Raw genomic sequence first — 22073 nt, forward strand, 5'->3', positions numbered from 1 at the left:
TCTGTGGATTTAAGTTTATATTTTTTACAAATCTAGATCTGGTTTTTCCAAAGGTTCCTGTTCCGCTTTGAAAGTTTCACCGTATCCTCCGTTCTGGATTTTCGAGTGTTTTTTACTGTATAGGAAGTAAATCACAAACCCGATCGCCAGCCAAGCCAAAGAATACATCTGAGCTTCTTTACTTAGATTAATAATCAAATAAATATTAATAGCAATACCTGCACAAGCAATTACCGGTAACGCAGGTACCTTGAAGTTTCTCTGTAAGTTCGGTTCTTTTACTCTCAACACCCAAACCGCTACACACACCATTGTGAATGCGAATAAAGTTCCAAAACTTGTCATGTGAGCAAGCTCATTAATAGGTGTTAAAGAAGCGATAACAGAAATTACAATTCCTAAAATGATAAGGTTTTTTCTAGGAACTCCCGTTTCAGGATTTACTTTTGAGAATGTTTTAGGAATCAATCCGTCTTTAGACATTCCTAAGAAAATTCTCGACTGTCCCATGATCATTACCATTAATACTGAAATTAAACCAACTGTCGCTGCAATCGTAATAATGTATCCAGCCCAAGCCTGACCTGCAATATCAAATGCATACGCTACCGGAGCTTTGATCGCATCCGGATATTTACCAAGCGGATTGAAGTCTGTATAATGCATCATCCCCGTTAAAACAAGAGATACCAAAATATATAAAAGTGTACAGATCACCAATGAAGCGATGATCGCAAAAGGTACATCTTTTTTAGGATTAATAGCTTCCCCGGCCTGCGTGGAAACCGCATCGAACCCGACATAAGCAAAGAAAATTGCGGATGCTCCGGCGACAACTCCCCCAAAACCGTAGGCAGTGTGTGACACTCCGTTTTCTGTAATGACAGTCGGTTCAGGAATGAAAGGCGTCCAGTTTTCAGGATTAATGAAGAAAGCACCGGCAATGATTACGAAAATAATGGCTGAAACTTTCAGCATTACAATAAAGTTATTGGCTTTTGCAGCTCCTTTTGTACCTCTCAATAGAATCGAAATAACAAACAAAACAATAAAAAATGCGGGTAAATTCATTGAAAAACCTGAGTTTCCTGCAGCAATATACGTTTGCGGATCTGTTGTAAGATATTCCGGCAGATGCAGCCCAAACATTTTGAGGAGCTTACTGAAATATCCGGACCAGGAAACGGCGACCGTCATTGATCCCATTGCATATTCCAAAATCAATCCCCATCCGATGATCCATGCGAAAATCTCACCTACCGTTCCGTATGCATACGCATAAGCAGACCCTTCAACCGGAAGAATGGAAGCAAATTCTGCATAGCACAAAGCAGCAAATACACAGGCGATCCCCGCAATTACAAAAGAAAGTGCCAATGCAGGTCCTGCATTATAATAAGCTCCCGTTCCTGTAAGTACAAAGATTCCTCCGCCGATAATTGCTCCGATCCCAATAGCAGTAAGGCTCCATTTTCCTAAAACGCGTTTCAGCTGACTCTTTTTGATATCGGCTTCATAAGCGCTCATTGGCTTTTTAACCCAAATTTTAGACATATTTTATTATTTATTAAAGATTTACGAAAATATAAAAATTTTAGAAACCTTAACGTTTATTGACAAACTTTAACCATTTATTTTAAATTTTAAAACTTAAAATCCTGATTTCCCATTATTTAAAGTATTTTCCTGTGTGTGAATTTTTGTTTATTTTTGAGCATATGAATTTATACGATCTTTTCGTAAAGCCCTACGAAAGCTATACAACGTTCCAAATTTTCTTAGAATCGTTTGCTGCGGTCTTCGGAATTCTGAGTGTTTATTTTTCCATTAAAAAAAATATCTGGCTCTATCCTACCGGAATTGTTTCTACCTTAATCTATGTATACATTCTTTTTAATTTCGGATTGCTGGGAGATTGTATGATAAACGGTTATTATACGGTGATGAGCGTATATGGATGGGTCTTGTGGGCGAAGAGTTCTGAAGATCATATCCATGTAGATGTAACATGGGCTTCAAAGAAAGAATGGATGTACGGGATTTTACTTTTTGCATTAAGTTTAATCTTAGTAACTGTAATCTATTATTACAAACCTTATATTGATAATCAGTTTTCGATGGAAGGGACAAACTTAGGATTGTATCATCTGGATTGGGGAAATTGGTTGGATGTAATCACCACTTCAATATTTTTAGTCGGGATGTGGTTTATGGCCAAAAGGCGCATTGAGAACTGGATTTTCTGGATTATCGGAGATTTTATCTGTATGCCGATGATGATTTATAAGGGACTTGGAATCACTTCGGTGCAATATTTGGTATTTACTATAATGGCGATCTTAGGATACGTCAGTTGGAAAAAAAGTTTAAAGAAAAAAAGTTTATAAAAAAGTCATGAAAAATTTATTTAAAATAGCATTTAGCATTATTACTATAGCTAGTTTAACAGCTTGTACAGTGTATTCTGATCCATATGCAAGCGGATACGGAGATCCGTACTATGATAACGGATATTATTATGCTCCTCAAGGATACTACGGAGGTGGAGGATATTGGGGAAATGACGGATATTATTACAGAAATGATATTAATTATTATTATGATAATGGTATGCCTTATTATTACTACAATTACAACAACTCAAGAAGAAAAGTATATATTGAAAGAAGATCCGGAGCTACTACTTCCCAAAGACCGAACAATGGTTTCAGAGGTGGAGTAAATGATGGAGGTTCCGGAGGTTTCAGACCTAACAATCAATATAACCAAGACAACAAGGGGAATCAGAGACCAAACAACGGTTTCAGAAATCAGGGAAACCAGGGTGGAAACAATAACAGCGGAGGATTTAGAAACAGCTCATCGAATACCAACAGCAATTCAAACAGCGGATTCAGAAATAATTCTTCAAGCAATACCAATTCGAATAGCGGAGGTTTTAGAAATAATTCTTCCAACAATAACAGCAATTCGAACAGCGGCGGCTTCAGAAACAGCTCCGAGAGCAGCTCTCCACAGCCACAACAGACATCTCCTCAGCCAACAAGAAGCACAGGAGGCGGATTTAGATAAAACGATTATAAATAAGAAAACGAACAGCTAACACTGTTCGTTTTTTGTTTTAATTATAGTAATTTTGCATGTTCAATTTTAGACAAAATTTAAGTTTTTTTTAACCACAAAAGAAACAAAAGATAAACAAAACATTTAGATCAAATATGGAATTTTATAAATATCAAGGCACGGGAAATGATTTTGTAATGATCGACAACCGCGATCTGCAGTTTCCTAAAGAAAAAGACATCATCGAAAAATTGTGTGACAGACGTTTCGGAATCGGAGCGGATGGTCTTATTTTGCTGGAAAATGAGCCGAATTATGATTTTAAAATGGTGTATTACAACTCAGACGGCGGAGAAAGTACGATGTGTGGGAATGGCGGAAGATGCCTTGTCGCTTTTGCTTTTTTCCTTGATATTTTTGAAGATAAATGCAAGTTTATCGCCATCGACGGAGAACATGAAGCGGAAATTCATAATGGTGTTGTAAAATTAAAAATGATCGACGTAGAAGCCATTTCCAACGACGGAACAGATACTGTGATGAATACCGGTTCGCCACATTATGTAAAATATGTTGAAGATCTGGTAAATTATAATGTTTTTGCAGAAGGACACGGCATCAGAAATTCGGAAAATTATAAAGAAAAAGGAATCAATGTGAATTTTGTGGAAAAAATTACGGATGATGAAATTTTCGTAAGAACCTATGAACGAGGCGTTGAGGACGAAACGTACAGCTGCGGAACAGGAGTTACAGCTTCGGCTTTAACTTTTTTACAAAAAAACAATCTAATCTCTGTAAAAGTTAAGACTTTGGGAGGAAACCTTAAAGTACATGCTGAAAAAAACGGAAATTCTTTCCAGAACATCTGGTTGGAAGGTCCTGCAAAACAGGTTTTTAGAGGAAAAATTGACCTTATTTAAAAACAAAAACTTTTAATCAAATAATAAATGAAAAAAGCTATTCTCATTATCATCCTGCTTGTATTGGTAGTAGGCGGATTTTTTGGTTTTAGATTTTATAAAAAATACTACGGAAACAACATCGAAAAAGACGGATATGTTCTGATCCCTCACAATGCAGGCTTCAAACAAATCCTGGATTCTGCGGCAAAATATGTCGACAATAAAGAATCTTTCGAATCTGTAGCCAAAGAAAAAGGATTGGATAAATATTTCAAAGCGGGGCGCTATCACTTCCAGAAAGGAATGGGCAATGCCAATTTGGTGAATATGATCAAGGCCGGAAACCAAACCGAAAATAGCTTTAGAATAGGTGATTTTGGGGACATTTATCAGATGGTGGGTAAAGTAACCAAGAAAACAGAACAGGATTCTTTACAATTTGTGAATGACTTTAATGCCATCGCTGTCGAAAAAGGCTACCGTAATGCGGAAGATCTTAAAAAATATTTCTTCATTGATACCTACAACTTCTTCTGGACGGTAACTCCGAAAGAATTTTTCAAAAAATTTGATGACCAGTACAATGAATTTTGGAACAGTGAAAGAAAGGCAAAAGAACAGCAATCGGGCTTAACGAGAGACCAAATCTATGCTTTGGCATCTATTGTTTACAAAGAATCCGGAGGCAAGAAAGACGAAATGAAAACCATTGCAGGATTATATCTGAACCGCTACAGAAAAGGAATGAAACTGCAGTCTGATCCTACCGTGATCTATGCCATTAATAAACAGACCAACTTCAAAGAATCTATCAAAAGGGTTTTTTATAAGCATTTGTCTACACCATCCCCTTACAATACCTACGCCAATGCAGGAATTCCTCCGGGACCGATCTGTATCGTGGATAAAAATTCTGTAGATGCCGTTTTAAATGCTGAAAAGAACGACTACATCTTCATGTGTGCAGATCCTGCGAGATTCGGATATCACAAATTTACAGCAAGTGCTGAACAACACGCCATCAATGCAAAAGCATATCAAGAATGGCTTAATTCTAAAAATATAAAATAAAAAATAAATTTAACTTTATTTTAACAATTTAATAATTAACATTTAGCTTCTTAAAGCGACATATATAGTTATAAATAATAAATCAATCTTAATATTTTGAAGTTAATTGTATTAACGATTTCACAATATTAAGAAAAATCTTTCACGATTTTACACAAACAATACCTTATGAATCAGACGGAAATCATTAACATTTTTACAAAAAAAACCTTAGGGCTTACTTTTGTACTTTCGGCGGCAGCTTTTGCCTTTGCACAGGAGAAGGTAGGTATTTCGGGGTCGGTTGTCAACAAGAACAATCAGCCCGTTCCTTATGCTTCTGTTACGTTCAGTAATAAAGCAAATAAACTGTTCAGCGATGCTGCTCTTACCGATGAGAAAGGACAATACAGCGTTAATCTGGCTCCCGGAAACTACGATATCAGCATTGAAGCAATCGATTACAAAAAAAGTGTTCTTAATAAGCAGATCACAGCAGCAGGCAACATCGGAGCATTTTCCATTGACCCGGAAGTAAGTGCAACGAATACAAAAACCACTGAAATTCAAGGAGTAACGATCACTGCACAATCTACCAAGCCTTATAAGGTTGAATTAGATAAAAGAACCTATGACCCGTCTCAGGATATCGTAAGTAAAGGAGGAAATCTTCAGGATGTTCTTTCTAATGTACCTTCGGTTTCTGTGGATACAGACGGTACAGTTTCTATGAGAGGAAGTTCGAATGTAAAATTTTTAATTAACGGAAAACCTTCTGCCCTTCTTGGCATCGACGACGGAGCCAATGCTCTGCAAAGTATCCCTGCCGATCAGATTGAAAAAATTGAGGTGATCACCAACCCTTCTTCAAAATTTGAGGCGAGCGGAACTGCGGGGATTTTGAATATTATTTTAAAGAAAAACAAGAAAACCGGTTTCAACGGAAGTGTAACGGGGACTTTGGGATATCTTCCGCAAACGAATTTAAATACTAATTTAAGCTGGAGAAAAGGTAAATTCACTTGGTTTTTAAATGGCGGTGGCGGCTACAGAGAGTCTAAAAATACAAGCAGAAATAATGCATGGTATACTAGCGGTCCCATTAAACAAACAGATAATGAATCCATTACGAACAGCCAAAATAATAACTATAATGCTTCCGGAGGTTTAACATTCGATATTACTGACAAAACTTCTGTCAACGCTTCAGGAACCGTAAGAACTTTTGATAATGAAAGTGATGGTAACGTTACCTACTATGATTATTTGACGGATAATAGTACAGCTTTCAGACAAAGAACTAACACCGGAAGAGGGAATAACCTTGCTTTTCAGGGCGACTTCGGATTGGATCATAAATTTGATGACAAAGGTCAAAATATTGCACTTTCATTAAGTTTACAAAGAAACCGTTCAAATAACGACACTGATATTTTTGATACTGAAAACTATGATTTTAAACTTAGAGATCTGGTAAACCAGAAAACTATTAATAAATCTGTCATTGGAAAAGCTGATTATGAGCTTCCTATCGGAGAAAATTCAAAAATCGAAGCGGGATACAGATTGGATATTAATACCAACGATTATAATAACGATGTATTAGAAACTGAAGATCTGGCCACTCCTCTATCATATCTTAATAAATATACTTATGATGCGACTTATAAGGAAACATTCAATGCTTTCTATTTACAGTTTAAGAGCAAAATAGGCAATTTTGGGTATCAGTTAGGTTTGAGGGATGAGCTTTCTAATGTAGATATTTATTATAAAAATTTAGAGCCGAATAAGCCTGCATTAAATTCTAATAAAAACTATAATAACTTATTTCCAACGATTTATTTAAGCTACGAATTTGCAAAGGATAATCAGTTGTTATTGAACTATACGAAAAGAATTGACCGTCCCCGTTCATTCTTTATGATTCCGAATCCTAGCTATAGCGATAATCAGAATATTTTTGACGGAAATATTGATCTAAATCCGTCGTATGTAGATTCATACGAGTTTGGTTACAGTATTTCTAAAAAGAATTTTACCATTAATCCCACTCTATATTACAGACATACGACAGATGATGTAAAAATGGTGGTTTATAACCAATTTGATGCTGATATACAATTAAATACATTCCATACGTTACCCGTTAATTTAGGTACGGATGACAGATACGGTCTGGATTTTAATTTCAACTGGGATGCTACAAAATGGTTAAGATTTATGGGAAATGTCGATTTATTCGGATATAAAACAAGTGGAACTTATTTTGATGCAAGTAAAATGTCTGAGCCATTATACTTTGATGGTAGCGGATTCTCTTCAAGAGCAAGATTAACGTCTACATTCAAAGTTGATAAGACTTTTAACTTCCAGATTCAAGGATTTTACAGAGGAGGACAAAAAACTCAAAGTTTAGACAGAAAAGACATGTATGCCATAAGTTTTGGAGCTTCTAAAACCGTTATGAAAGGAAACGGAACTATCAGCTTCAACATTCAGGATATTTTTAATACCAGAGCGATGCAGTCTACAGCGTATGGTCCTAACTATATCAGAGATTCTTACATGCAGTGGCAGCCAAGACAATTTGCGCTATCATTTACTTACAGATTTAAGCAAGGTGAAAAAATTGAGCCGCCTAAGAAGAAAAAAGACATCAACTCCAATGCAACCGGAGACGATCAGCAAGGCGGACCAATGTAATCCTGCCCTATACAAACAAAAAATCCCGAAAATAATTTCGGGATTTTTTTATTTTACTGTTTCAGGTTTCGAAACTTTGGTTTTTTCCGCTTCGTAAATTCTTTTTCTTAAATCACTCGAGGAAAACCTGTGATCTCTTTTGTTGTAATAGATCTCAATACCTTTGTCTTCGCAGTATTTTTTTCCTGTGAAATCTCTGTCCATATAATCGTCTCCGATAATTCTTACATCAATTACGAAAGATTTTAGGATATCTTCAAGATCTTCTTCCGTATAGTATGGAATAATTTCGTCAACTGCATTTACCGCCTTCAACTGAATATATCTCTCTACAATAGTCTGAGTAGGTTTATTCTTGTTGGGACGATCATGAGAGGGATCAATCTGCAGACCCACGATAAGGTAATCACAAACCGTTTTTGCCTCTTCCAGCATTTTAATATGGCCGGCATGAAGCAAATCAAACGATGAAAACGTGATGCCTATTTTCTGTGTTTTCATATAAATAAATTCTTTTTTTATTCTAATTTTAATTTCTTTTATGGAGTTCTCGATTCCAAATATTTTTGCCATTGCCAAACAGTTCTTAAAGCCTCTTCCAAAGAAGTTTCAGACTTCCAGCCGAGTTCTCTTTCCGCTTTGTTTACATTGGCATAAGCGATGGTAATATCCCCTTCTCTCCTGTCACAAATCTGGTAAGGAACTTCTACATTATTTGCTGTTTCAAAAGCTTTTACCACTTCCAAAACAGAAGATCCTTTTCCTGTTCCAAGATTGTAAATATCAATCTTTGTTTCTTCAGACTGATCATTCATTAATCTTTTTAAAGCCGCAACGTGAGCCTTTGCAAGATCTACAACATAGATATAATCGCGCACTGCCGTTCCGTCTTCCGTAGGATAATCATTCCCCCAAATACTTAGCTTTTCACGAATTCCTGCAGCAGTTTGCATAACGTAAGGTACTAAATTATTTGGAACCCCAATAGGCAATTCACCAATTTTTGCTGAAGGATGTGCCCCGATCGGATTAAAATATCTTAATAACGAAATTTTTCGGTGATACGCTTTTGCAAAATCCATCAGAATTTCTTCGCCCATCTGTTTTGTTTTTCCATAAACACTTTCGGGCATTTTGAGCGGGGTATTTTCATCAATCGGCATCGTATCTGCCTGACCGTAAACCGTACAAGATGAACTAAAAATAAAGTTTGAAATTCCTCTTTCTTTAAATTCCTGTAAAATATTGATTACCGAAAACAAATTATTTTCATAATAATCCACCGGTTTCAGTTGACTTTCGCCGACCGCTTTTGAAGCTGCAAAGTTGATGCATCCTTCGATTTGATGAGCATCAAAAACCTGAGTCAGAAGCTCTTTTCTTTTTAAATCGAAAGGATAAAAAACAGGCTTTTTACCCGTAATTTCTTCAATATTTTTTAAAATAAACCTTTCAGAATTGGATAAGTCATCTACAATAACGACTTCAAAATTATCATTCAACAGTTCTACCACCGTGTGCGAACCGATATATCCAAGACCTCCTGTTACGAGTATTGCCATTTTTTTAGTAATTGTTATTTTTAATCATTGTGTTTTCCTATATCTTCCATTTCATTTTTTGCAGGAGTATGTCTAAAATAATTTATAAGTAATGTCGGAACTATTAAAAAAATGAAAAGTGTAATTAAAAAAGAATTAATATAAGTTTTCCAAAGTCCCCCATAATTCATATAAAAACTTAAAAAGCCTAAAATTACTATCAAAAAACTTGTAACATTTAAATATGTAAACATTTTTTTTGATTCTTTAAAAATATGTATAAATGTCACTATTAATAATATAAATACAATAAAATTAAAAAAATATGCAAAAGATCTGAATTTTACATATTTTTCAGCCAATCTGTAACCTCTAAGTAAAATATTGATTGCAAATACACTGTAGTAAATAATCCAGCCAAGAAGAAAAACTATTGTAAAAAAATAAGCAAACTTATTTTTTAAAATCCTTTCGTCGTGAAGCATATTTTTATTTCATAAATTCCAACACAGCATCCGTAATATACTTCAACTGCTCATCATCCAATTCTGTGTGCATCGGTAAAGAAATCACCTGATCCAGAAGCTTGTCTGTGTTTACAAAATCTGCATCGTTACTTTCCTGATAATACGCTTTTTGCTTTCTCAATGCTACAGGATAATAAATCATTGCCGGAATATCTTTTTCAGTTAAGAATTTTTGCAAATCATTACGTTTTCCGTTTAGGATTCTTAATGTATATTGGTGAAATACGTGCGTGGAATTTTCCGCTCTTTTTGGAGTTAAAATATTTTCGTGACCGGCAAAAGCTTCGTCATAATAATCGGCTGCCTTTCTTCTTGCTTCGTTGTACGTATCCAAATGAGGAAGTTTTTTTCTCAAAACCGCCGCCTGAATACTATCCAATCTTGAATTAACCCCAACCTCATCGTGATAATATCTTTCGTACATTCCATGGTTTACAATTCCTCTTAAACGATGTGCTAATTCATCATTATTTGTGAAAATCGCTCCACCATCACCATAACATCCTAAGTTTTTCGATGGAAAGAAAGACGTTGTTCCCACGGTAGACATCGTTCCTGCCTGTCTCACTGTACCGTCAGAAAAAGTATATTCAGAACCGATGGCCTGTGCATTATCCTCGATTACATATAAATTGTGTTCTTCAGCAATTTTTAAAATTTCCTCCATATCCGCACATTGTCCGAAAATATGAACAGGAATAATTGCTTTTGTTCTTGGAGTGATCGCTTTTTTAATCGCTTCTGTTGAAATCGTAAATGTATCATAATCTACATCTACCAAAACAGATTTAAGTTTCAGCAAATGTATAACTTCCACTGTCGCAGCAAATGTAAAATCTGCCGTGATAATTTCATCGCCTTCCTGCAGATCCAGCGCCATTAGGGCAATCTGAAGAGCATCCGTGCCGTTTGCACAAGGAATGACGTTTTTTACTTCCAAATAAGATTCCAATTCATTCTGGAAAGACTTTACTTCCGGGCCATTGATAAAAGCCGCCGAATCCATTACATTTAAAACTGCATTATCTACTTCATTTTTTATTTTGTAATACTGACTTTGTAAGTCAACCATCTGAATTTTTTTCATAAACAAATATTTCTGTAAAAATAAGGAATTTAAAATCCTATCAAAAATTTTATTGATTTTGTTTTATCTTTATACAAAATAAATACATGAAAAAAATTTTACTCTTTTGTCTATTAGCGGGTTACTCCTCTGTTTTTTCGCAGACGTCGCTTGTTTTTGTTTATTTTAAAGACAAACCCAACAAGGTCGCATTTTACGCAAATCCGTTATCGGAATTGTCCCAAAAATCCCTCAACCGCCGTACAGCACTGGGAATTGCACTGAACGACCAGGATGCACCGATCGAACAATCATATATCCAAAATATCCAGACCCTGGGTTTTACGGTGACTGATTATTCAAAATGGCTGAATGGTGTTGCCGTAAATGCGACTCCGGCTCAGGTTTCAACGCTTCAGGCTCAGACTTATGTGCAGTCTGTGGAAAGTTTTGCTAAAAATTCTTCTACCGTTCCTAAATTTAAAAATGTAAATAAATGGGACAATCCTAACAGCTCGACCGATAAGAATTTAACCGTATTTGATTACGGCTCAGGTTCTGCTCAGATTGATCAGGTGAATCTTCGCCCGCTTCATTTGGCAGGATATACCGGAACCGGAGTCACTATCGCAGTGATTGATACCGGATTTCCGACTGTAGATACAGGTTCTGCTTATTCAAGGTTATGGACAAACAGCCATATCAAAGGCGGTTATGATTTTGTCACAAAAAGCACGGATATTTACAATGCTTCTTTAAATAATCACGGCTCTGTAGTCTTGGGAGCAATTGGAGGATATATTCAGAATACTTTTGTGGGTTCTGCTCCGGATGCAGATTTTTACCTTTACCGAAGTGAAAATGCAGCTGTAGAAGTTCCTGAAGAAGAGCTTTACTGGATTGAAGCAGCGGAAGAAGCCGACAGAAAAGGCGTTGATCTTATTACATCCTCTCTGGGATATGCCACTTTCGACGACCCGAAATACAGCTACACCTACGCCAACATGAACGGAACCACTTCATTCATTGCAAGAGCTGCCGAAATTGCGGTAAATAAAGGAATTTTTGTTTTAGCGGCAGCCGGAAATTCCGGAGTGCTGCCATGGCATTACATTTTGACACCGGCGGATAATGCCAAAGTTTTCACAATTGGCTCAGTGGATTCTGCAGGAGCTTCTTCCAACTTTTCATCATACGGACCTAATTCGGCGGGTGTTGTAAAACCGGATGCCAGTGCAAGAGGAACAGCAACAACTACTGTTATGAACAACACGACCATCACAGTGAACGGAACTTCAATTGCCACCCCTATCGCTGCTGGTGGAGTTGCCTGTCTGATTCAGGCTTTTTCTACCATGAACAGAGATTTGATGAGAGATAAATTAAGACAAACCGCTTCATTATATCCCAATCATACAGATCAAATGGGTTTTGGAATTTTAAATTTCGGAAGCCTTTACAATAATGTTCTGAACACATCCGATTTAGTAAAAAAAGAAAAACTCTCCATTTTCCCGAATCCTGTTAAAAATATTCTGAATATCGCCACTGAAAGTGAAGTTCTTTCGTTGGAAGTTTATGATAATTTAGGAAGATTAATTACAAAAGTTAATGATCAAAAATCAGTAAAAGTTGAAGATTTTTCGAAAGGAGTTTATTATTTGAAAATCCAGACGAAGGATAAGGTTTATTATGAGAAATTTATAAAAGAATAATTTAAAAATTAGGTTTTACTATTAAATATTGAAAAAACAACCAACAGTTGCTCAATAACAACTAAAAGTAGCGTTATTACAACTAACGGTTTCCTTATTTCTGCTGCTTCTGAATAGTCATGAAAGTATCTTTGCTCCATAAAAACAAAGAAAAATTGCATTTATGTTAAACACTAAAATCATTGGCGATAAAATCGTCAAAGCACGAAAAGAGAGCAATATGTCTCAGGCACAACTTTCCGAACTTTTATTTATCAGTCCGCAGGCAATTGGAAAATGGGAACGCGGAGAATCTATTCCTGATCTTATTACATTCAATCGGCTTGCAGAAATTTTAGGAGTTGATCTGAATTATTTTTCAGAAAGCTTTCATTCTTCTGCAAATGAAATTAGCTCCGATAAACTTTCGGAAAAACAAACCGACGAATTATCCTTCGAAAAAGAGGATAAAAAGCCTAAATGGGATATGTCACTGGGAAATTGGGTGGATGCCGACTTTTCCGGATTGAAAAATCTTAACGAAAAATTTGGTGCCTCAAATATGCAGTGTTGTAAATTTGTTGGTTCAGATCTTTCCCATCTTATTCTAAAAAATAATAATGTTGATCTTTGTGATTTTTCAAAATCTGAGATTCGCAACAGCCGCATTCAGAGTTCTAATTTGGCTAACAATACATTTAAAAGTTGTTCCCTGAATGAAACAGAATTTTCTAAAAGCTACGTTGCGGGCTGCGATTTCACGGACGCCGATTTTACAGGAGTAATGTTAAAAGATGGCGGTTTTGAGAAAAATATCATCGCTGAATCTATCTGGAAGCGTACTTCTTTCATGAATACACACCTTGCCGACCTCGTTTTTGAAGGCAAATTAGATGATTGCTATTTTGAAAACTGCAAATTCACAAGAGTGACCTTTCAACATTCGGTACTCAGTAACACATTTTTTAAAAATAATAATCTAAAAAAAGTACAGTTTATCGATTGTCAGGCAGACAGGATAACTTATGAGTTCCTAAAAAGCGGGAAAGCAGATATCAGCGGAATCACTTTATTAACTCAATAAAATAATATTAAAAAAATAGACTGTCTTTTTTGAACAGTCTATTTTTTTATTTTAAGCCGAATTCCTACTCGCATTAATATTCCCAAACAACGAACGCGTCACCAGCTTTTCGTAAGCTTCTTTATTTCCTTCTCCTTTCTGGAGTTTCATTAAAGCATATTGCTGAATACTCAATAACGGAAGAACAATTCTCTCACGGATTTTCACCGATTTTCTGGAAAGCGGATCTTCTTCCTGTAGCATTTTAAAGCCAGTCAGTTCGAGCATAATATTTTTGGAAAGATTGTATTCATCAAACAAAACATTCCAGAATGCACCGAATTTCGGGTTATTTTTAATATAATATGTTAATGGAAAATAGGTCTTATTCATACTCATCATTGAGTTTAAAACCAATGTTTTAAAGAAATCCGAACCTTTGTACAACTCTCTCACCTCATCAAATCTCCCCTGCTCTTTCATCTGCTGCATCGCAAATCCGAAACCAAAAAATCCGGGAACGTTTTGCTTTAATTGTGACCATGATCCCACAAACGGAATGGCTCTTAAATCCTCAAATTTCAGCTCATTTCCGCTTCCTCTTTTCGATGGACGGCTTCCAATGTTGGTTTTACCGTAATATTCTAACGTACTCATTTCCTGCAAATAAGGAACGAACATCGGATGCGCCTTCAAATCAGAGTATTTTTGATAGCTGATATCTGCCAGTTCGATAATTAAAGCTCTTTCTTTTTCCGTTAAATCTTTTTTGGAATTTTTAAAAACATCATTTTCCACTCCGGCAGTCAGAAGCTGTTCGAAGTTGTATTTTGCCTGTTCTTTATTCCCGAAAATACTTGTAATCGTTTGCCCCTGAATCGTTAATTCAATTTTATTATTGGCAATTGTTTTTCCCTGAGAAGCGTAGAAATCATGGGTTTTTCCACCCCCTCTTGCTGGCGGACCGCCTCTACCGTCGAAGAAAACAACTTTAATTCCGTTTTGCTCGGAAAGCTTCGTTAAAACTTCTTTGGCTTTGTAAATTTCCCAGTTGGCTTTCAGATATCCACCGTCTTTCGTTCCGTCCGAGAAACCAAGCATAATGGTCTGGTGATTTCCTCTCCTTTCCAGATGTTTTTTATAAATAGGATTCTGATACAGCTCATTCATCACATTTTCAGCATTAGCCAAACCTTCCATCGTCTCAAAAAGCGGAACAATATCCATCTTGATCTCCTCATCCTGATAACCGCAGATTTTGAAAAATGCATAGACATTCATGACATCTTTCACGGCATCGGAATTGGAAATAATATAACGGTTCATCCCTCTCAACCCGTTCAGCTGCTGGATTTCCGCAACCTGTGAAACTGTGAGTAAAGTATCCTTCACAATATCTTCAAAATCATCAGGATTCACTTTTTCTGAGATTTGAATTAATTGATTAAACTTATCTTCGAAACTTGCTTCATGAGTTCCATTTAATTTAGCAAAAACCGTATCGATTACCTGCTGGTGAATTCTGCTGTCCTGGCGAACATCCAGCGTCGCAAAATGAGTTCCGAAAATCTTCACACGATCTTTGAAATTCACCAAAAGGTCTAGGAATAACGAATTATGCTGTTCAACCAAGATCTTTTCCGCTTCATCCAATCTTTTGATAATATCTTCTGCCGTTATTTTTTCATTCCTGAAAATCGCAGAATACAATTCATTGCTCAGCTTTGTCAGAACATCGGAAACTCCTCTGAAACTCAATCTTCTTCGTACTGTTTTCAGATTATTATAGTAAGCTTTTAAAATCGCAGAATGAAGTTCTTCTGCCACTCTTTTCGTCACATCAGCTGTCACAAAAGGGTTTCCGTCGCGGTCACCTCCCGGCCAGAAGCCAAGCTGGATCAAATCTTCATGCAGATGAAAATGATCGTTCCCGAAAGTTGATTTTATCTTGGTGAAAAGTTCGCCGATGGTGTCATAATAGACATATCTCAGATAATAAATGATGCTCATCGCCTCATCAATCGGAGTCGGTTTTTCTTTGTTGACAAACGGCGTTTTCCCCAGCTGCTGCAACAACATATCGATATTCGTGATAGAATCTGTCGTGATCGCATTTCTAAGATCATGAAGAATTCTCTGCACCGAATTCGGGTAAAACTGTGTCGGGTGAGCTGTAAAAACAACTTTCACCGCAAAATCTTTCAATTTTTCACGAATTTTATCGAGTTTATGATCCTGTAATGAACGTTCGTACATATTGGTGACCGTACCGTTATCACTTTCAGAATGAAGATTCGGAAAGGCAGCATCTTCGATGCTATCGAACAAAACCACCTGTCTTTCAATATATTGTATAATTTTAAAAAGCAGTTCGAGTTTCTGCTCTTCGGTCTCTAAACCGGTATGATTTTTAAAGAATTCTTCAACGATTTCCTCAGGCGTTTTTCCGGCTTCGTAACCAATCTTGCTTTCTTCACAAAGGAACGGAAGCAGCATCCCGATATTCGTCATTTTATCATAAGGCAGGCTCATAAATAATGAATTATAGATCTGGAACTTATTTTCCACGATCTGCCTGAATTTTTCTGCGCGTTGGTCGTGTATCATGTAACAAATGTAGGGGATTTTGGGGAAAATTTTATTATATCAAAACATAGAATTTTAATACTTTTTTAGATATTTAACATTTGTGTAAGTTGATTTTCTTAATTTTAAATAAAACTAATAATATATGATTGATGATATTATGTTTACTTTTGAGAAAAACTTTCTTAGATTAAAAAATTTAATTGAACTATATAAGAGTATTTCGACAGGCCAAGGTAGAAAACCTACCAATTCTTTAGATATATTAAGAGCTACTACTGTTTTAGCACATTCTACACTAGAAGACTATTTAAGGAATTTACTCTTATGGAAACTACCTTCAGAAAATCAGGAAAAAATTAATAACATTCCATTAATGGGTACCTCTCTAATTGGGAGGCCTACAAAATTTTCTTTAGGTGAGCTTACTTTACATCGGGGAAAGAGTATTGATGAAGTTATTGATGCATCTGTTAAAGAATATTTAAATACTGTTAGCTTTAATGATACATCTGATATTGTAAAAGCTTTAACTAGTATTTCCATAACAATTACACCAGAAATGCAAAATTTATTTCCTACACTAAATGAAATGATTAAGAGAAGACACAATATTGTTCATCGGGCTGATCGTGATGTTTCAGTTGGCAGAGGAAATCACAGAATAAAATCTATCAGTGTCCAAAAAGTTGAGAAATGGAAAAAAGAAATTGATAAACTAGTAATAGAAATTAATAAAAGTTTTATTGTTTAAATTTGCAAATATGGGACTATTTATAATCACAAAACGTACGAATGGTGACTATCAATTTAATTTGAAAGCAGCTAATGGTCAAATCATATTAACCAGTGAAGGTTATTCAACAAAAAATTCTTGTCATAGAGGTATACAATCAGTAATCGAAAATTCTCAAATTGATTCCCAATTTGATAGAAAAACTTCTACTAATGGTTTTTATTACTTCATTTTAAAAGCTAGGAATGGTGAGATAATAGGCGTAAGCCAAATGTACGCAAGTGAAGCAGGTAGAGAAAATGGTATTTATTCTGTAAAGATAAATGCAATTCAAAGCCAAATAGCTGACAAAAGTTAAAAAGCAATTTTAAATCAAATTGTATAAGTAATATATTTAATTTTACACTTCATGCCAATCCATATCCAATGAAAAAAATATTCATATTCCTCCTCCCCATTTTATTTTTCACTGCCTGCGGCGACGACTGCTACAACGCTCCACAGCCGATTGTATTTGAATTCGTCAATTCCAATGGTGAAAATGTACTTGCTGATGGAACACTCACTACCTATTCCATTCAGGACGAAAATCACAACGCCATACAACTGACCAAGACTTCCGACAACATGGTCATTTTAGAAAATGTAGGCGCTTATAACGGGACTAAAAATTATACTTTCTATTCTAATCTTAAAGTTTTTGATTTTTCAATTCAATCTTCTGAATTTAAAGGAGGTTGTGATGGTTTTCAGATCAATAAATTAACGTTTACAGGTGTCAATATGCAGGTATCAGACGAAAAAGGCTACTATAAAATTGTATTGGAATAAATTTTGACTTAAATGTGCTAAAATTTAACCACAAAAACAAGTTCTTTGCTAAATTTGCAAAAACAACAGAATGAAATTATTATTTCCGACTTTATTGTTATTATCAGGTCTGGTTTTCGGTCAGAAAGCTGTTCCTTCAGATTTCAAAAAAATCCCGGAAATTTTAGACAACACCGAACTGCTCTACCCTTTCATCGTTCCCGGCAAAAAGTATGACTATTGGTCGGTTCTTCGCAACAACCCCGATCCTGACAAAGCCATCATCTACGAAAGCCAGATGCCACAGTATATGACGATCAATGATCCGGCTCCGGAGAAGGGATTTTTTCAAAAATGTCTGGGAGAAGACTGTTTTTCATACCTTATTGCCTGTGAAAACAGCCGTTCAGCATATTTTTCAAACGAACAGCAATTAAGAGATTTTATCGGATGTGTTGATAATCTTCCGGAAGCAATTTTAATTGCCAACACTTATGGCTACACCGTTGACACAACAAACAAACTGGCCGGCTCCTACAAAATTGAAGAAAAAAATATTTCGTTATATCTTTCAAAAACAAAAAATTGTCCGCTGACTAAAGAATCTTTCCTCATCAAAATCAACAGAAAAACCGGAAGACTCGAAGCCAAAAGCAACGGAATTTATGTTAAAAGTGAGGATTGCGGAGTGCAATAAGTAGGGAAGATAGATGATGGAAGCGGGAAGTTACTACTTACCGATTATTTTTAGAACGTCTTCAATAACTTCCAACCTCCAGCTCCCTGCTTCCAACAAATTATATGTTTATCGCGCCTTGCCCCGAAGCAATCAGATACGCGTCTTTCAACGTTTCAGAATAGGTCGGGTGCGCGTAAGAAATTCTGAACATATCTTCTGCCGTGATTTCGTATTCCTGAGCGATAACGCCTTGTGCAATCAAATCTGCGGCTCTGGCTCCGATCACATGAACGCCTAAGACTTCACCATATTTCGGATCAACCAACACTTTCGCAAAACCATCCATATCCATCGAAGCTCTCGCTCTTGCACTCGCTGAAAACGGGAATTTCCCCACATTATACGGAATATTATTTTTCTTTAAATATTCCTCCGAATAGCCCACAGAAGCCACTTCCGGCCAAGTATACACCACACCCGGAATTCTGTCGTAGTGGATATGATGTTTTTGTCCGTTGATGGTTTCCGCCACCAAAACACCTTCTTCCTCTGCTTTGTGAGCCAGCATTGCACCGCCGATCACATCACCGATTGCGTAGATATTAGAAACCGCTGTCTGATTATTTTCATAGACTTTAATAAATCCTCTTTCATCTACTTCAACACCGGTATTTTCCAAGCCTAAGCCTTTGGTAAAAGCTTTTCTTCCGACTGCCACCAGGACATATTCCGCTTCCAGTTCGTTTTCTGTACCGTCTTTATCTTTAAATAAAACTTTTGCGGACGATCCCAGATTCTCAGCTTTATAAACACCCAGATTTAAACGAATATCAATTCCTTCTTTTTTCAGGATTTTATGAAGGTTTTTTCCCAATTCATTATCCATCGTTGAGATCAGATTATCAGCATATTCCAGAATGGTCACCTGAGTTCCGATTCGGTTGAAAATGGATGCCATTTCTACGCCGATCACTCCTCCACCGATGATTACCATTGATTTTGGCAGCTCTTTTAATGACAAAGCTTCGGTTGAAGTAATAATTCTTTGCTTATCGATTTCAACACCAGGGATGGTTGACGGTTTTGAACCTGTCGCAATGATATAATGTTTCGCTGTAAGGTCTATTGTTTCATTTTCATTGCTTATTTTTAGGGTAGAATTATTGACAAAACCTGCCGTTCCTTTTAATCGGGTAATTTTATTTTTATTCATTAAAAAATCAAGTCCGGCGGTGTTTTTGGAGACCACTTCGGCTTTTCTTTTGTACATCTGCTGAAAATCGAGCTCGATTTGGTTTAATTTAATTCCATGTTCATTAAATTTATGCTGAGCTTCCGAAAAATGATGCGTACTGTCCAGCAAAGCCTTGGTAGGAATACAGCCAACGTTGGTACAGGTTCCTCCCAACGTGTCATATTTTTCGATAATCGCAGTTTTGTAGCCGAGTTGTGCCGCTCTGATTGCAGCCACGTATCCACCGGGTCCGGAGCCGATTACGGCGATGTCATAATTTTCCATTTGATTTATTAATTTTTTATGATTAAATTTACTTTTATTTTGCAAGCAAAATTAAAACAAAAACTTTCATTTTGCAAGTGATATTTTAGATATTGATAGTATGAATAAAAAGAGGTCAGACTGCCCCATCAGTTGCTCCCTGGAAATCTGGGGCGACAAATGGTCGTTGTTGATTATCCGTGATCTGATGATAAAAAAAGAATGTACTTACGGAGATTTTATGAAAGCCGGAGAAAAAATTGCTTCCAATATTTTGGCTTCAAGACTTCACCATTTATTGGAAAACGGAATTATTGCCAAGAAAGACCACCCTGAAAATAAGCTGAAAGTCTTATACCATCTGACAGAAAAAGGAATCGATTTGGTTCCTGTAATCGTCGAGATTAATCTTTGGGGAGATAAATATATGACCGTTCCTGACGACAGAAAAAAGCTGCTGGAGAATATTAAAAAGGATAAAGAGAAGTTTATTAAAAAAGCGAAGGCGTATCTTTCTAGTTGATCTGCACTGTCATTCAGAACGAAGTGAAGAATCTATTAGACAATCTTTTTCCCACAAAGTTTTTCATCCTGAAAGGATCTAGACCGTTTTTTAGCTTTGTTAAGATGCTTTCAGCATGACAATTCTATAGTTATTTTTAAAACATTATTGAGATTGCTTCGTCGCTTCTGAACCATGTTCGCAGACCTTTTGTCTGTTCGCAATGACACGATAGTTTTAATAAAAATTAATCATCATAATTTTAAAACTTTATTAACTCAATTTTCGTTGGGCAATGCTTAAATTTGATTTAAAATAAATTTTAAGAACAATGCTTAATTTCGAGTTTAAAAATCCAACAAAAATACTTTTCGGGAAAGGTGAAATAGCAAAAATTTCAAAAGAAATCCCCAAAGACGCTAAAATTTTAATGATCTACGGCGGCGGAAGCATCAAAAATAACGGTGTTTACGATCAGGTAAAAGATGCCTTAAAAGATCATGAAGTCTATGAGTTCGGCGGTGTTCCTGCCAATCCGGAATATGAAGTCTTGATCAATGCTTTAAGCTTTATCGAAGAAAAAGATATCACTTTCCTTCTGGCTGTTGGTGGTGGTTCTGTGATTGATGGGACAAAATTTCTTTCTGCAGCGGCAAATTACGACGGTGAACCGTGGGAAATCCTTACAAAACCGGTAAGAACTTTTGAAGGAGAAGGAATGCCTTTCGGAACAGTTCTGACCTTACCAGCAACGGGTTCTGAAATGAACTCAGGATACGTAATTTCCAGAAGAGAAACCAACGAAAAGCTTTCTACAGGTGGTCCCGGACTTTTCCCACAGTTCTCGGTTTTGGATCCGGAAGTTGTGAAATCAATTCCGCAAAGACAAATCGTAAACGGAATTACCGACGCTTATACCCACGTTTTGGAACAATATATGACGGCCCCTTCTTCTGCAGATTTACAGGAAAGAATCGCCGAAAGTATTCTGATCAGCTTGCAGGAAACAGCTCCGAAAGTGTTGGCAGACGATTTCGATTATGACGCAGCTGGAAATTTCATGTGGTGCTGTACGATGGCTCTGAACGGACTAATTCAAAAAGGAGTAATCACAGACTGGGCGGTTCATGCAATGGGACACGAACTGACAGCTTATTTCGGAATCGATCACGCAAGAACATTGGCAATCATTGCTCCATCTCATTATCGTTATAATTTTGAGGCTAAAAAAGGAAAATTAGCGCAATACGCCGAAAGAGTCTGGGGAATTAAAAACGGAACTGTCGAGGAAAAAGCAGAACTGGGAATTCAGAAACTGGAAGAATTTTTCCATAGCCTTCATATTCAGACCAAACTTTCAGAATACACGGAAGACTTCAACGGAACCGCAGAAAGAGTGGAAAAAGCCTTTACAGAAAGGAATTGGCTGGGTCTTGGCGAATATAAAAAACTGACTCCGCAGGATGCTTATAAAATCGTGGAGATGAGCTATTAATAAAGACTGGAAGCCTGAGGCTGGATGATGGAAGCTTATTTTTGTAGTGTTAAAATAATACGTTTTAATAATAAACTTCCCGCATCCATCTTCTAACTTCCATCCTAAATTATCTTTTCTACAACCAATCATTCAAAAAACCTTAATTTCAT

General features: G+C 36.3%; 20 protein-coding genes. 13 read left to right on the forward strand and 7 right to left on the reverse strand.

Annotated elements, in window-relative coordinates:
- Nucleotides 1–24: 24 nt before the first annotated feature.
- On the reverse strand, nt 25–1554 hold the full coding sequence (locus BMX24_RS09925; protein WP_089792075.1) for an APC family permease: 1530 nt from the start codon (nt 1552–1554) through the stop codon (nt 25–27).
- Between the two features lie 164 nt (nt 1555–1718).
- On the opposite strand from BMX24_RS09925, the gene pnuC reads away from it, so the two are divergent.
- The 5 genes from pnuC to BMX24_RS09950 all read left to right on the forward strand — a co-directional run bounded on the left by pnuC (nt 1719) and on the right by BMX24_RS09950 (nt 7724).
- Complete coding sequence (pnuC, locus tag BMX24_RS09930; protein WP_089792077.1) at nt 1719–2387, forward strand: nicotinamide riboside transporter PnuC; 669 nt, start codon at nt 1719–1721, stop codon at nt 2385–2387.
- 7 nt (nt 2388–2394) lie between these two features.
- Nucleotides 2395–3072 (forward strand): hypothetical protein, encoded by a 678-nt coding sequence (locus tag BMX24_RS09935; protein ID WP_228404778.1) that lies wholly within the window; start codon nt 2395–2397, stop codon nt 3070–3072.
- A gap of 146 nt (nt 3073–3218) precedes the next feature.
- The gene (gene dapF, locus BMX24_RS09940) at nt 3219–3986 is read left to right on the forward strand and encodes a diaminopimelate epimerase (protein ID WP_089792079.1); all 768 of its coding nucleotides are present in this window, start codon (nt 3219–3221) and stop codon (nt 3984–3986) included.
- A 27-nt stretch (nt 3987–4013) separates the two neighbouring features.
- Nucleotides 4014–5039: an endolytic transglycosylase MltG gene (gene mltG, locus BMX24_RS09945; protein ID WP_089792082.1), complete on the forward strand. Its 1026-nt coding sequence runs from the start codon at nt 4014–4016 to the stop codon at nt 5037–5039.
- Nucleotides 5040–5207: 168 nt separating this feature from the next.
- On the forward strand, nt 5208–7724 hold the full coding sequence (locus tag BMX24_RS09950) for a TonB-dependent receptor domain-containing protein (RefSeq protein ID WP_089792084.1): 2517 nt from the start codon (nt 5208–5210) through the stop codon (nt 7722–7724).
- 48 nt (nt 7725–7772) lie between these two features.
- On the opposite strand, the gene BMX24_RS09955 is transcribed toward BMX24_RS09950, so the two are convergent.
- Genes BMX24_RS09955 through BMX24_RS09970 form a run of 4 tightly spaced genes read right to left on the reverse strand, consistent with a single transcriptional unit; the run spans nt 7773 to nt 10879 of the window.
- On the reverse strand, nt 7773–8225 hold the full coding sequence (locus BMX24_RS09955; protein ID WP_089792868.1) for an adenylyltransferase/cytidyltransferase family protein: 453 nt from the start codon (nt 8223–8225) through the stop codon (nt 7773–7775).
- 38 nt (nt 8226–8263) lie between these two features.
- Entirely contained in the window at nt 8264–9286 is a 1023-nt protein-coding gene (gene galE, locus BMX24_RS09960) for a UDP-glucose 4-epimerase GalE (protein WP_089792086.1), read from the reverse strand.
- 20 nt (nt 9287–9306) lie between these two features.
- A complete protein-coding gene (locus BMX24_RS09965; protein WP_089792088.1) occupies nt 9307–9750 on the reverse strand; it encodes a hypothetical protein in 444 nt (147 codons plus the stop codon).
- A 4-nt stretch (nt 9751–9754) separates the two neighbouring features.
- Complete coding sequence (locus tag BMX24_RS09970) at nt 9755–10879, reverse strand: DegT/DnrJ/EryC1/StrS family aminotransferase (RefSeq protein ID WP_089792090.1); 1125 nt, start codon at nt 10877–10879, stop codon at nt 9755–9757.
- 86 nt (nt 10880–10965) lie between these two features.
- Between BMX24_RS09970 and BMX24_RS09975 the strand changes: the two genes are divergently transcribed.
- Together BMX24_RS09975 and BMX24_RS09980 are read left to right on the forward strand one after the other, a co-directional pair.
- Nucleotides 10966–12573 (forward strand): S8/S53 family peptidase, encoded by a 1608-nt coding sequence (locus BMX24_RS09975; RefSeq protein ID WP_089792092.1) that lies wholly within the window; start codon nt 10966–10968, stop codon nt 12571–12573.
- 163 nt (nt 12574–12736) lie between these two features.
- The gene (locus tag BMX24_RS09980) at nt 12737–13636 is read left to right on the forward strand and encodes a helix-turn-helix domain-containing protein (RefSeq protein ID WP_089792095.1); all 900 of its coding nucleotides are present in this window, start codon (nt 12737–12739) and stop codon (nt 13634–13636) included.
- A 51-nt stretch (nt 13637–13687) separates the two neighbouring features.
- Here BMX24_RS09980 and BMX24_RS09985 read toward each other — a convergent pair whose 3' ends face one another.
- Nucleotides 13688–16222 (reverse strand): phosphoenolpyruvate carboxylase, encoded by a 2535-nt coding sequence (locus BMX24_RS09985; protein ID WP_089792098.1) that lies wholly within the window; start codon nt 16220–16222, stop codon nt 13688–13690.
- A 124-nt stretch (nt 16223–16346) separates the two neighbouring features.
- On the opposite strand from BMX24_RS09985, the gene BMX24_RS09990 reads away from it, so the two are divergent.
- The 4 genes from BMX24_RS09990 to BMX24_RS10005 all read left to right on the forward strand — a co-directional run bounded on the left by BMX24_RS09990 (nt 16347) and on the right by BMX24_RS10005 (nt 18444).
- Nucleotides 16347–16955 (forward strand): HEPN domain-containing protein, encoded by a 609-nt coding sequence (locus BMX24_RS09990; RefSeq protein ID WP_089792100.1) that lies wholly within the window; start codon nt 16347–16349, stop codon nt 16953–16955.
- Nucleotides 16956–16965: 10 nt separating this feature from the next.
- Complete coding sequence (locus tag BMX24_RS09995; protein ID WP_089792102.1) at nt 16966–17295, forward strand: YegP family protein; 330 nt, start codon at nt 16966–16968, stop codon at nt 17293–17295.
- Nucleotides 17296–17363: 68 nt separating this feature from the next.
- The gene (locus BMX24_RS10000) at nt 17364–17768 is read left to right on the forward strand and encodes a putative periplasmic lipoprotein (RefSeq protein ID WP_089792103.1); all 405 of its coding nucleotides are present in this window, start codon (nt 17364–17366) and stop codon (nt 17766–17768) included.
- 70 nt (nt 17769–17838) lie between these two features.
- Nucleotides 17839–18444, forward strand: a complete 606-nt coding sequence (locus tag BMX24_RS10005) for a hypothetical protein (RefSeq protein WP_089792105.1) — start codon at nt 17839–17841, stop codon at nt 18442–18444.
- 100 nt (nt 18445–18544) lie between these two features.
- Here BMX24_RS10005 and lpdA read toward each other — a convergent pair whose 3' ends face one another.
- Nucleotides 18545–19945 (reverse strand): dihydrolipoyl dehydrogenase, encoded by a 1401-nt coding sequence (gene lpdA, locus BMX24_RS10010; protein ID WP_089792107.1) that lies wholly within the window; start codon nt 19943–19945, stop codon nt 18545–18547.
- Between the two features lie 100 nt (nt 19946–20045).
- Between lpdA and BMX24_RS10015 the strand changes: the two genes are divergently transcribed.
- Complete coding sequence (locus BMX24_RS10015; RefSeq protein WP_089792109.1) at nt 20046–20447, forward strand: winged helix-turn-helix transcriptional regulator; 402 nt, start codon at nt 20046–20048, stop codon at nt 20445–20447.
- A gap of 310 nt (nt 20448–20757) precedes the next feature.
- Nucleotides 20758–21921 carry an iron-containing alcohol dehydrogenase gene (locus tag BMX24_RS10020; RefSeq protein ID WP_089792110.1) on the forward strand — a complete coding sequence of 388 codons (1164 nt, stop codon included), beginning with the start codon at nt 20758–20760 and terminating at the stop codon, nt 21919–21921.
- Nucleotides 21922–22073: the final 152 nt, after the last annotated feature.

Source organism: Chryseobacterium wanjuense (assembly GCF_900111495.1).
Classification (GTDB): domain Bacteria; phylum Bacteroidota; class Bacteroidia; order Flavobacteriales; family Weeksellaceae; genus Chryseobacterium; species Chryseobacterium wanjuense.